10 protein-coding genes are annotated in these 11794 nt (G+C 74.4%); 4 read left to right on the forward strand and 6 right to left on the reverse strand.

Annotation, left to right across the window (positions count from 1 at the left end):
* Nucleotides 1-150 precede the first annotated feature (150 nt).
* Nucleotides 151-1008, reverse strand: a complete 858-nt coding sequence (gene map, locus IG64_RS14310) for a type I methionyl aminopeptidase (RefSeq protein ID WP_037855732.1) — start codon at nucleotides 1006-1008, stop codon at nucleotides 151-153.
* 58 nt (nucleotides 1009-1066) lie between these two features.
* On the opposite strand from map, the gene IG64_RS14315 reads away from it, so the two are divergent.
* Nucleotides 1067-1321, forward strand: coding sequence for a hypothetical protein (locus IG64_RS14315; RefSeq protein ID WP_037855735.1), 255 nt, complete (start codon nucleotides 1067-1069; stop codon nucleotides 1319-1321).
* A gap of 72 nt (nucleotides 1322-1393) precedes the next feature.
* On the opposite strand, the gene IG64_RS14320 is transcribed toward IG64_RS14315, so the two are convergent.
* Nucleotides 1394-2659, reverse strand: coding sequence for an MFS transporter (locus tag IG64_RS14320; protein ID WP_037855929.1), 1266 nt, complete (start codon nucleotides 2657-2659; stop codon nucleotides 1394-1396).
* 648 nt (nucleotides 2660-3307) lie between these two features.
* The gene (locus IG64_RS14325) at nucleotides 3308-3907 is read right to left on the reverse strand and encodes a hypothetical protein (protein WP_037855737.1); all 600 of its coding nucleotides are present in this window, start codon (nucleotides 3905-3907) and stop codon (nucleotides 3308-3310) included.
* A 140-nt stretch (nucleotides 3908-4047) separates the two neighbouring features.
* Here IG64_RS14325 and npdG point away from each other — a divergent pair, with 140 nt between their 5' ends.
* Together npdG and IG64_RS14335 are read left to right on the forward strand one after the other, a co-directional pair.
* A complete protein-coding gene (gene npdG, locus IG64_RS14330; protein ID WP_037855739.1) occupies nucleotides 4048-4752 on the forward strand; it encodes an NADPH-dependent F420 reductase in 705 nt (234 codons plus the stop codon).
* Between the two features lie 115 nt (nucleotides 4753-4867).
* Nucleotides 4868-5053 carry a hypothetical protein gene (locus tag IG64_RS14335; RefSeq protein WP_037855740.1) on the forward strand — a complete coding sequence of 62 codons (186 nt, stop codon included), beginning with the start codon at nucleotides 4868-4870 and terminating at the stop codon, nucleotides 5051-5053.
* A 223-nt stretch (nucleotides 5054-5276) separates the two neighbouring features.
* Here IG64_RS14335 and IG64_RS14340 read toward each other — a convergent pair whose 3' ends face one another.
* The gene (locus IG64_RS14340) at nucleotides 5277-6077 is read right to left on the reverse strand and encodes a site-2 protease family protein (RefSeq protein WP_037855741.1); all 801 of its coding nucleotides are present in this window, start codon (nucleotides 6075-6077) and stop codon (nucleotides 5277-5279) included.
* A gap of 413 nt (nucleotides 6078-6490) precedes the next feature.
* Between IG64_RS14340 and IG64_RS14345 the strand changes: the two genes are divergently transcribed.
* The gene (locus IG64_RS14345; RefSeq protein ID WP_037855743.1) at nucleotides 6491-9907 is read left to right on the forward strand and encodes an AfsR/SARP family transcriptional regulator; all 3417 of its coding nucleotides are present in this window, start codon (nucleotides 6491-6493) and stop codon (nucleotides 9905-9907) included.
* Nucleotides 9908-9938: 31 nt separating this feature from the next.
* Here IG64_RS14345 and IG64_RS14350 read toward each other — a convergent pair whose 3' ends face one another.
* Both IG64_RS14350 and IG64_RS14355 read right to left on the reverse strand, forming a co-directional pair.
* Entirely contained in the window at nucleotides 9939-10754 is an 816-nt protein-coding gene (locus IG64_RS14350; protein ID WP_037855745.1) for an ABC transporter permease, read from the reverse strand.
* Entirely contained in the window at nucleotides 10751-11776 is a 1026-nt protein-coding gene (locus tag IG64_RS14355; protein WP_037855931.1) for an ATP-binding cassette domain-containing protein, read from the reverse strand. The genes IG64_RS14350 and IG64_RS14355 overlap by 4 nt, the downstream gene beginning before the upstream one ends.
* Nucleotides 11777-11794 lie beyond the last annotated feature (18 nt).

Here is an 11794-nt window from a genome sequence, read left to right on the forward strand (position 1 = left end):
AGCGCCGCCCACGGCGCCGCCCCTCCGAGATCCGCTGTCTCGGTGAGCAGGCCATGGCCGCTTCAAGAGCCGGCCCACGCGTCAACGTGAGGTTGGAGAAGGCTCACTCTCTCGCCTTACGCACGTTCACCTCCGCAGGCGAGCCCGGGACTACGGCAGCGTCAGGATGTCCGCGCCCGTTTCCGTGACGACCAGGGTGTGCTCGAACTGGGCCGTGCGCCTGCGGTCCTTGGTGACGACGGTCCAGCCGTCGTCCCAGACGTCGTACTCGATGGTGCCCAGTGTCAGCATCGGCTCGATGGTGAACGTCATGCCGGGCCGCATGACCGTGGTGGCGTGCGGGCTGTCGTAGTGCGGGACGATCAGGCCGGAGTGGAAGGACGTGTTGATGCCGTGGCCGGTGAAGTCGCGGACCACGCCGTAGCCGAAGCGCTTGGCGTAGGACTCGATGACCCGGCCGATGATGTTGATCTGCCGGCCCGGCCTGACCGCCTTGATCGCCCGGTTCAGGGCCTCGCGGGTGCGCTCCACCAGCAGGCGGCTCTCCTCGTCGACGTCACCGACGAGGTACGTGGCGTTGTTGTCGCCGTGCACGCCGCCGATGTACGCCGTCACGTCCAGGTTGACGATGTCGCCGTCGCGCAGCACCGTCGAGTCGGGGATGCCGTGGCAGATCACCTCGTTGACCGACGTGCACAGCGACTTGGGGAAGCCGCGGTAGCCGAGGGTGGACGGGTAGGCGCCGTGGTCGCACATGTACGCGTGGGCCACCCGGTCCAGTTCGTCGGTGGTGACGCCCGGCGCGATGTGCTTCGCCGCCTCCTCCATCGCCTGCGCGGCGATCCGCCCGGCGACCCGCATCGCCTCGACGGTCTCCGGGGTCTGCACCTCCGGCCCGGTGTACGGCTTCGGCGCGGGCCTGCCGACGTACTCGGGGCGGCGGATGTTTCCGGGCACGGAACGGGCGGGGGACAGCTCCCCGGGGACGAGCAGCGACTGGCCAGACATGCCGGTGAGTCTATCGAGCGCCGATGGGGGAACATGTCGGTGGCGAGAGGAGCTGGTCATGGCCCTGTTCAAGAAGCGCACCGCGGGCAAGCCGGGCGAGTGGTTCTACTGCCTGGAGCACCAGAAGGTCGAGGAGGGGCCCGAGTGCCCGGCCAAGGACCGGTTCGGTCCGTACGCCTCCCGGCAGGAGGCGCAGCACGCGATGGACACCGCCCGCGAGCGCAACCTCCAGTGGGAGACCGACCCCCGCTGGCACGACGCGCCGGCCGGCGGCGAAGGGGAAGAGGGCGGGCGGGGCGGCCCGCAGAGCTGACCGGACGGCACCGGGGGCGGGCTCCCGGCGGCACCGGTGGCGGCGGTGACGGGAGCCTGGCGCGGCGTTTGCTCAGGACGGTGCCCCTACGGCGGCCGCGCGGTCCTCGCGCAGCCGCACCGCGTGCTCGTTCGTCCGGGCGTCGTACCTCATCAGCCCCGGCAGGCACAGCGCCAGCAGCCCCACCGCGCCCGCGCACAGCACGCCGCCCGACCACACGGACGCCCGTACGCCCCACCACGCGGCGACCGACCCGGAGCGGACCTGCCCGAGCTGCGGCCCCACCGAGTACGACAGCAGTTCGATCCCGGCCAGCCGGCCGCGCAGCGCGTCCGGGATGGTCTGGTTCCACATGGCGCCCCGGAAGATCCCGCTCACCATGTCGCAGCCGCCCGCCACGGTGAGGCACAGCAGCACCAGCCAGACGTCGCCGGCGAGTCCTGCGGCGGCCACGGAAAGCCCCCACAGCAGCGCCGCCAGCACCACCGTCCGGCCGTGCCGGTGCACCCGCGAGGTCCAGCCGCTGGTCACGCTGACCAGCAGCGACCCCAGCGGCACCGCCGCGTACATCAGACCCAGCGACCAGCGGGCGTGCAGCTCGTCCGCGAGGAACGGCAGCACCGCCAGCGGCATCGCCAGGAACATCGCGGCCAGGTCGACCGCGTACGTCCCGAGCAGCTCCTTGCGGCCCCACGCGTAGCGGGCGCCCTCGGCGATCGCCCGCAGCGACGGCTTCGCGGCCTCGTGCGCGGCGGGCTGGGCGGCGATCCGGACGACGAGGACCACCGAGACGGCGAAGGTCGCCAGGTCGGCCGCGTAGGCCGGGGCGAGGCCCGCGTACGCCACGATCACGCCCGCCACCGCCGGGCCCGCCACCCCGCCCACGGTCCAGCGCAGCGAGTTCAGCGCGGTCGCGGCGGGCAGGTGATCGTGGGCCACGATCCGCGGCCACAGCGAGTCCAGCGCGGGCCGCTGCACGGCGGTCAGCGCGGAGGACAGGGCGGCGACCGCGTACAGCGGCCACACCGCCGGGTGCGGCAGCAGTGCGTCGAACAGCAGTCCGGCGCTGAGCAGGCCGAGCCCGGCCTCGGTCCACAGGATCAGCCGCCGCTTGTCCGCCGCGTCGGCGAGCGCCCCGCCGTAGAGCCCGAACACGATCAGGGGCACCAGCTCCACGGCCCCGATCGCGCCCACCGCCGCGGCGGACCCGGTCAGCTCCTTCATCTGCACGGGCAGCGCGACGAAGGTCAGGAACGTCCCGAAGTTGGAGATCAGTCCCGACACCCACAGCCTGCGGAAGTCCCGGGAGGCCCGCCACGGCGCGAGATCGGGCAGCAGCGCCCGGAGCCCGGCGGGCGGGGCGGGGGGCGGGGCAGGGGTGCCGACGGCGGCGTCCGCGGGGGCGTCGGTGGGTGGTGCGAGGGGAGGCCCGGCGGGCGGCGCGTCACAGGGCGGCGCGGAGGACGCCGCGGCGGGCACGGCCGGGGAGGGGGCGGGGGAGGGCGCGGGGCCGTGGTCGGTCACGTCGGGTCATGCTCGGGCGGACGCCGGACGAGGGGCAACCGGTTTTCCGGGAGGCGGACGGAACCCGTGCCTGGTGCGCCGTCCGGCCCCCTACGGGACGCGCTGCCCTCGTCCGCCGTCGCCTGCCCCCGACGGGCGCGTCGCCCGGCTTCGTGCGGGGCGCGTCGCTCAGCCTCGTGCCGGGTGCTTCACCCCGGCTCCTGCAGGGCGCTACACCCTGCCTTCCGCCCGGGGCGAGCTGCCGGTTCCTGTTGGGTCGTGCCGCCCTCGTATCTGCCTGGCGTGCCGCCCACCTTCGTGCCGGGCGCTTCACCCCGGCTCCTCCCGGTGCGGTTCCTGCCGGGAGCGTCACCCTCGCTTCCGTCGGGCGCCGCGCCCTTCGTCCTGCCGGGAGCGTCACCCCGGCGGCTGCCGGGCCGGGCGTCCTGCCTCCCGCCCGGTGCGGTCGCCCCCTCCGCTCGGTCACCAGCGCGCAGGCGGTGGGGCCGTCAGGGTCTCCGCGAGCCTCGACAAGCGGTCCCGCCACCGGCCGCGTCCCCGGGGCCCGGGCAGGGGGTTCTCCCCGGCCGCCGCGCTGACCAGGTGCTGCACGGTGTCCAGGTCCAGCTCCGCGTCGTCCGGCACCGCCAGCGTCTCGTGGGCCATCGCCGCCAGCTCGCCCCCGCCCGTGCCCAGTGCCAGGACCGTCGCCCCGGCCCGCCGTGCCGCGTGCACCCGGGGCAGCAGCGGCTCGGGCTCCCCGGGCGCCACGACGAGCAGCGTCTCGCCGCGCCGGGCGGCCTCCAGCCGGCCGAGCCCGACCGCGAGGTGCGCCGGATCCGCGGGGCACGCGCCGTGCCGCACCAGGGTGGGGACCAGCTCGGGCGTGCCCGACCAGGCGGCCTCGTCCACCAGGTGCGCCGCCAGGTGCCACGGCTCGTGGTCCGGGGTGCCGACCAGCAGCAGCCCGCCCCCGTGCGACACCACCGAGCCGCGCAGCGCCCGCGCGAAACGCCGGGTGGTGTCCAGCCACTCGGTCCCGGCGAGCACCTCGCGCAGCAACGCGACCCGTACGGCGTCCATACGAGCGCATGGTGCCCCAAACCGCCGCGCCGGATGCGGAGTTCGGCCGGGATTCGCCCGCACCGGGGACACCGCGCGGGCCGCGGTGACGCGGCTCACCTGAGCGGGTGGGGGCCGGGCTGCGGACGTAGAGTCGGCCCATGACCTCTAGCGACAGTGCACAGAAGGCCCCCGCCAAGAACCCCTGGGACCTGCCCGACGTCTCCGGGCTGGTCGTCGGCGTGCTCGGCGGGACCGGCCCGCAGGGCAAGGGCCTGGCCTACCGGCTCGCCCGGGCCGGCCAGAAGGTGATCATCGGCTCCCGGGCCGCCGAGCGGGCGCGGGCCGCGGCGGAGGAGATCGGGCACGGCGTCGAGGGCGCGGACAACGCCGAGACCGCCCGCCGCAGCGACGTCGTGATCGTCGCGGTGCCCTGGGAGGGCCACGGCAAGACCCTGGAGGCGCTGCGCGGGGAACTGGCCGGCAAGCTCGTCGTGGACTGCGTCAACCCGCTCGGCTTCGACAAGAAGGGCGCCTACGCGCTCAAGCCCGAGGAGGGCAGCGCCGCCGAACAGGCCGCCGCACTGCTCCCGGACGCGCGGGTCACCGCAGCCTTCCACCACCTGTCGGCCGTCCTCCTGCAGGACCCGGAGATCGAGCGGATCGACACCGACGTGATGGTCCTGGGCGAGGAGCGCGCCGACGTGGAGATCGTCCAGGCGCTGGCCGGCCGTGTCCCCGGCATGCGCGGAATCTTCGCCGGCCGGCTGCGCAACGCGCACCAGGTGGAGTCGCTCGTCGCCAACCTGATCTCGGTCAACCGCCGCTACAAGGCGCACGCGGGTCTGCGGCTCACGGACGTCTGAGCCGTCCCCCGCGCCCCGGCACGCCCCCGCACCGGTCCGGGGCACGGATGGGGGACACTGGTCGGCGAAGCAGTTCCGAGCAGTGTCCCCGTGTTCCCGACAGGAGCCCACCGTCATGCCCCGCCTCGCCCTCTACGCCCTGATCGTCTGCGTGCTCGCCGTAGCCGCGGCCGTCGTCTCCTTCGTGCAGGGCAGCTGGCTGGGGGTCGTGTGGATCCTGCTGGCGGGCCTGTCGTCCAACATGACCTGGTACTACGCGCGCCGGGGCCGGGCGGCCCGCGGCGGCTCCGTCACCGGCTGACCGACGGCCCCCTCACCGGACGGCCGGGCACCAGCGGCACCGGCCGGCCGGGGGCGTACGCGGCACCGGACGGCCGGGCCTCCACGGCACTCGCGGGCCGAAGTCGTCCGTCGCTCGCTGCCCCGCAGCCCGTCGGCCGAAGTCGTCCGTCGCCCACCGCCCCGCGGCCCGCCGTCACCCGCGGGCCACAGTCCGCCGTCGCCCACCGCCCCGCGGTCCGCCGTCACCCGCCGGCCGAGCAGAAGTCGCTCGGGCCCTCCCAGAAGCGGTACAGGGCCTGGCCGCAGTACTGCTCCAGGTCGCCGACGCCGAGATGGCGCATGACCGCGTGGATCACGTCGAAGAACGCTCCGTTGACCGCCGGCACCCACAGCAGTACGAAGACGAACAGCAGTCCGAACGGCGCGAAGGGCTCCACCTGCCGCTTCACCCCGTACGACAGCCAGGGCTCGATCACGCCGTAGCCGTCCAGGCCCGGGACCGGGAGGAAGTTCAGGATCGCCGCCGTGACCTGGAGCAGGGCGAGGAAGGCGAGCGCGTAGCGGAAGTCGGCCGGCACGCCGTCCAGCGCGTGCAGCCAGAACGGGGCCGTGCACACCACCGCGAACAGCACGTTCGTCAGCGGGCCCGCCGCCGAGACCAGGCTGTGCCGCCAGCGGCCCGGGATCCGGCCCCGCTCGATGAAGACCGCGCCGCCCGGCAGACCGAACCCGCCCATGATCACGAAGATCACCGGCAGCACGATGCTCAGCAGCGCGTGCGTGTACTTCAGCGGGTTCAGCGTGAGGTAGCCCTTCGCGCCCACCGTGATGTCCCCGCCGTGCAGCGCGGTGCGGGCGTGCGCGTACTCGTGCAGGCACAGGGAGACGATCCAGGCGGCCGTCACGAACAGGAAGACCGCGACGCCCGGCCGCTCGGCGAACCCGGTCCAGGTGGCCCACCCGGTGACGGCGGTGACGGCCAGGATCCCCACGAAGACGGGACTGATCCGGCGGTCGCTGCGGCGGGCGGTGGCGGTGGTCATGGGCGGGGCGCTCCTGGGGGCGGTGTGGGTGCCGCCGTGCTCGGCGGATGGGATCGACCGTACCGGTGGTACCGGGGGAACGTCCGGCGGAGAGCCTTCGGTTCCTGGTGATCGGCGGGCGGGAACCGACTCGGCCAGGGAGGTGTCGTGGCCATGACCGAGGAGTGGGCGGCAGACGCGTCGAGGCCGTTGGCCTGCCCAGGCGGCCGCGGCTCCGCCTGACACGGAACGGGCTCATGGTGGTCGCCTGTCCCGCCACCGGCACGAGGAGCCGGGTGTCTTCGGGGGCGAGATCCGGATCCCCGTCGGCGAGCAGACCCTGACGCTCGATTACTCCCCGTTCGTACGGATCTGCGGCAGGCGCGCCCGGTCGCGGGGAAACCCCGAGCGGCGTTCCCGCGTCCCCGGGGACAATGGACCCCGTGCGCTACCGCATCCTCGGCACCACCCAGGCGTTCCGCCCCGACGGCACCCCCGTCCCGGTCGGCGGGGCGCGGCTGCGTGCCCTGCTGACCGTGCTCGCCCTGCGGGCCGGCCGGACGGTGGCGGTGTCCGTGCTCGTCGACGAGGTGTGGCTGGAGGAGCCGCCCGCCGACGCCCCCGCCGCGCTGCAGGCGCTGGTCGGGCGGTTGCGCCGGGCGATCGGGGCGGACGCGGTGGCCTCCGCCGAGGGCGGGTACCGGCTCACCGCGGCGCCCGACGACATCGACCTGCACCGTTTCGAACGGCTGGCCGGCGAGGGCCTGTCCGCGCTGGCCGACGGCGACCCGGCGAAGGCGGCCGTCGTCCTCGACGACGCCCTCGCCCTGTGGCACGGCCCGGCTCTCGCCGACCTGCCCGACCGCACCGCCGAGGCGGCCCGCTGGGAGACCCGCCGGCTGGACGTGCACCGGGCGCGGCTCGCCGCCGCCCTCGCCCTCGGCGACGCCGAGCGCGCGCTGCCCGAGCTGACGGCCCTGTGCGACACCCACCCGCTGGACGAACCCCTCCAGGCCCTGCGGCTGCGCGCGCTGCACGAGGCGGGCCGCACGGCCCAGGCGCTGGCCGCCTACGCGGACGTACGGCAGCTGCTCGCCGATCGTCTGGGTTCCGACCCCGGGCCCGAACTGCGCGCGCTGCACGAGCGGTTGCTGAACCCGGAGGCGCCCGCCGCGGGCGGCCGGCGGTACGGCCCCCCGGCCCGCACCGCCGCGACCGCCATCCCCGCCACACCGGCCGCTCCCGCCGAGTCCTTCGCGTCCGCCGCGTCCACGTCACCACCCGCCGAGTCCACGACGCCCGACGCGTCCACCGCGTCCCCCGCCTCCGCCGTGCCCCCGAGCAACCTCCGCGCCCGGCTCACCTCCTTCGTGGGGCGCGAAAGCGACATCGAGGCGCTCGGCGCGGACCTCGGGACCGCCCGCCTGGTCACGCTGCTCGGGCCCGGCGGGGCCGGCAAGACCCGGCTGTCGCAGGAGGCCGCCGAGGCCCTGCGGCCGGCCCCGCGCGACGGGGTGTGGCTGGCCGAACTGGCCCCCGTCGACGACCCGGACGCCGTGTCCGAGGCCGTACTGACCGCCGTGGGCGCCCGCGAGACCGTGCTCTACGGCGCCGGCGCGGAGGAGATCCGGGCCGCCGTCGCCGACCGCCACGACGACCCGGTCGAACGGCTCGTCGAACACTGTTCCCGGCGCCGGATGCTCCTGCTCCTGGACAACTGCGAACACGTCGTCGACGCCGCCGCCCGCCTCGTCGCGGAACTCCTCGCCCGCTGCCCCGGCCTCACCGTCCTCGCCACCAGCCGCGAACCCCTGGGCGTGCCCGGCGAAGTGCTGCGGCCGGTGGACCCGCTGCCCGAGCCGGTCGCGCTGCGCCTGCTCGCCGAGCGCGGCGCGGCCGTACGGCCCGGGTTCCGCGTGGACGCCGACGAGGACACCGCCGCCGCCTGCGCCGAGATCTGCCGCCGCCTGGACGGCCTGCCGCTGGCCATCGAACTCGCCGCGGCCCGGCTGCGGATGCTCACCCCCCGGCAGATCGCCGACCGGCTCGACGACCGCTTCCGGCTGCTCACCTCCGGCAGCCGCACCGTCCTGCCCCGCCAGCAGACCCTGCGTGCCGTCGTCGACTGGTCCTGGGACCTGCTCGACGGGGACGAGCGGGACGTGCTGAGCCGCCTGTCCGTCTTCGCCGGCGGCTGCGACCTCGCCGCCGCCGAGGCCGTGTGCGGGCCCGCCGCCTTCGACGCGCTCGGCTCCCTGGTCGACAAGTCGCTGGTGGTGGCCGCGCCCGCCGCCGACGGCGAGATGCGCTACCGGCTCCTGGAGACCGTCGCCGAGTACGCCGGTGAGCGGCTGGAGGAGTCCGGTGGGCGCGCGCCCGCCCGGCGCGCCCACCTCGTGCACTACCGCGAACTCGCCCGCACCACCGACCCGCTGCTGCGCGGCCCCGGCCAGCGCGCCGCCATCGCCCGCTTCGAGCTGGAGTACGAGAACCTGCGCACCGCCCTGCGGCACGCCGTCGCCACGCGCGACGAGCAGGAGGCGCTGTGCCTGATCCACTCCCTGTGCCGTTACTGGCAGATGCGGGACGTGCGCATCGAGACCCGCAACTGGTGCGCCGAGGTGATGGAGTTCAGCCCCGACCCGTTCACCGAGCCGGTGCGCCGCGCCGGCCCGGTGTGGGAGCGCTGCACGGACGCCCCGCCGCCGATGGCCGACGACGTCCTCGCCGAGGCCCGCCGCGGTCTGCACCTCCTCCACCTCGCCTGCATGGACACCGAGATGGATGCGTGGCAGACCCCCGAGGCGCAACGGAAGCTGCGCGTCATCACCCAGGTCTACGAGCCCGGCCTGCCCCAGACCTGCCGCCACCCCGGCATGCTGTGGTTCCTCGCCGTGGTGCTGAGCGGCGACATGGAGCGGCTGCGGGCCGTCCTCGACGCCTGCGTGGACACGTGCCGCGACGCCCCGGGATTCGACTGGGAACTGGCCGGCGCCCTCCAGATGCGGGCCAATCTGCTGGCCAACCGCAGCGACTGGACGGGTGACGCCGTCCGCGACGCCGACGAGTCGCTGGAGATCTTCCAGCGGCTCGGGGACGCCTGGGGCACCGCCGAGGCGCTCGCCGCACGCGGCGAGGCCCACGAACGCGCCGGGCACCACCGCAGGGCCGCGGCCGACTACGAGACGGCCGTGCGGCACGCCGACCGGCTCAGCGCCTGGGCGCAGGTGGCGGTGTTGCAGGCCAGGCTCGGCAGCTGCCTGATCCAGGCCGGCGAGAGCGAGCGGGGCGAGCGGCTGCTGCGCGAGGTGATCGAGGGAAAGCAGGGGGCCTCGAACGAGGCGATGCCCGCCGCCCGGCTCTTCCTCGCGGGCTGGCTCGGCATGACCGGCCGCGTACCCGAGGCACGCGAGCAACTGCGGGTGCTGCGCGGAGAGTTCGGTATCTCGCACTTCGTCCTGTTCGACGCCTTCATCCTCGGCGCCGAGGCGTGGCTCGACGCGGTCGACGGGCAGGCGGAGGAGGCCCTGGCCAAGGTGCGCCAGGCGCTGCGGCGTGCCGACGACCCGCTGTCCCGGGCCGTCGCGCCGCACATGCGCTCGGTGTGCCTGACCACCGGTGCGATGGCCCTGGCCGGGCTGGACGGCGGGGGCCGGGCCCGCGACGCCGCCCGCTGCCTGGCCGCCGCCGACGCCCTGCTGCCGGCCGGTCACTTCGTCTCCGGCCTGGAGCGCCACGTCCGCGACCTGGTCGTGGAGCGGATCAGAGGCGTCCTCGACGAGGAGGAGTTCGCGGCGGCGTACGCCGAGGGCGGCGGCCTGTCCCCGGAGGAGGCCGCCGCCCTGGTCTGAGACCGGGGCTTCAGGTCCCGGCGCCCCGGTCTCAGGTCTTGGTGCGGAACTTGTGGATGGCGAGCGGGGCGGCGACGGCGGTGATCGCGACGGACCAGGCCACCGTGATCCACAGGTCGTGCGCGACCGGTCCGCCCAGCATCAGGCCGCGGGCGGCGTCGGCGAGGGTGGAGAGCGGGTTGTAGTCGGTGAAGTGCTGGAGCCAGCCCGGCATCGACTGGGTCGGCGCGAAGATCGACGAGCCGAACTGGAGCGGGAAGAGCACCAGGAAGCCCATCGCCTGCACGGACTGCGCGTTCTTCAGCATCACGCCGAGGGTGAGGAACACCCACATGATCGACGAGGCGAACAGCGCCGACAGGCCCACGGTCGCGAACAGGCCGGGCCAGTTGCCGATGTGGAAGCCCACCAGCACCGCGACGATCATCAGCACGGCCGTGGCGAAGACCATCCGGAACAGCTCGACCGCGATCTTCGCGAACAGCACCGAGCCGCGGCCGATCGGGAGGGACCGGAAGCGGTCCATGACACCGCTGTTGAAGTCCTGGCTGAAGCCCGTGCCGACCCCCTGGGAGAGCGTCATGCTGTTCATCGCCAGCATGCCGGGGATGACGTACTGGACGTACTGCTTCTGGCCGCCGCCCAGCGCCTGTCCGATCGAGCCGCCGAAGACGTACACGAACAGCAGGGTGAAGACGATCGGCATCAGCAGCGCGTCGAACATGGACTCGGGGTCCTGGCGGATCCACAGCAGGTTGCGGCGGATCAGCGCGCCGGTGTGCCGCAGGTGCCCGCGCAGCGGGATACGGACGTCGGGGGCGGGGGCGTTTGCGGTGACGGCGCTCATACGGCGACCTCCTCGCGGTCGTCGCTGGGGCGGGCGTCCTGCGGGGCACTGGCGCGGTGGCCGGTGAGAGACAGGAAGACCTCGTCCAGACTGGGGAGTTCGGTGGTGATGGAGCTGATGGTGATGCCGCGCGCGGTGACGGCGCCGACCACGGCGGTCAGCTGCTCGTCGCTGAGGACCGGCACGAGCAGGGAGCCGTTCTCGGAGTCGACGACGGTCGTCGCCAGTCCGGTGATGCCCAGCTCGTCGAGCATCCCGGCGAGCGGGCGCAGTTCTCCCGCGTCGGCCGGCTTCACCCGCAGGGTGCGTCCGCCCACCTTCGCCTTGAGTTCCTCGATGCCGCCGTTCGCGATGACCTTGCCGCGGTCCACGACGGTCAGTTCGGAGGCCAGTTGCTCGGCCTCCTCCATGTACTGGGTGGTCAGCAGGACGGTCACCCCGTCGCCGACCATTGCCTTGACCTCGTCCCACACCTCGTTGCGGGTGCGGGGGTCGAGGCCGGTCGTCGGCTCGTCCAGGAAGAGGACGGCGGGCCGGCCGATCATCGAGGCGGCGAGGTCGAGGCGGCGCCGCATACCGCCGGAGTACGTGCGCGCCGGGCGCCGGGCCGCGTCGGTGAGCGAGAACCGCTCCAGCAGCTCGTCGGCGCGGGCGCGGGCGTCCTTGCGGGACAGGTCGAGCAGCCGCCCGATCAGGTACAGGTTCTCCCAGCCGGGCAGCTTCTCGTCGACGGAGGCGTACTGCCCGGTGAGCCCGATCACCCGGCGCAGTTGCCGGGGCTGCCGTACGACGTCGTAGCCGGCCACGGTGGCCTGGCCCGCGTCGGGCGTGAGCAGGGTGGACAGGATCCGTACGAGGGTCGTCTTGCCGGCCCCGTTGGGCCCCAGCACACCCATCACGGTGCCCTCGCGCACGTCGAGGTCCACACCGTCGAGCGCCTTGGTCTCGCCGTAGTGCTTGACCAGTCCCCGTACCGTCACGGCGTCGCCCGCGCCGCCGGGGTTCTTGTCGATTCGCGTCATGCCGAAGACGATCCCACC

Source organism: Streptomyces sp. NRRL S-340 (assembly GCF_000720185.1).
Classification (GTDB): Bacteria; Actinomycetota; Actinomycetes; order Streptomycetales; family Streptomycetaceae; genus Streptomyces.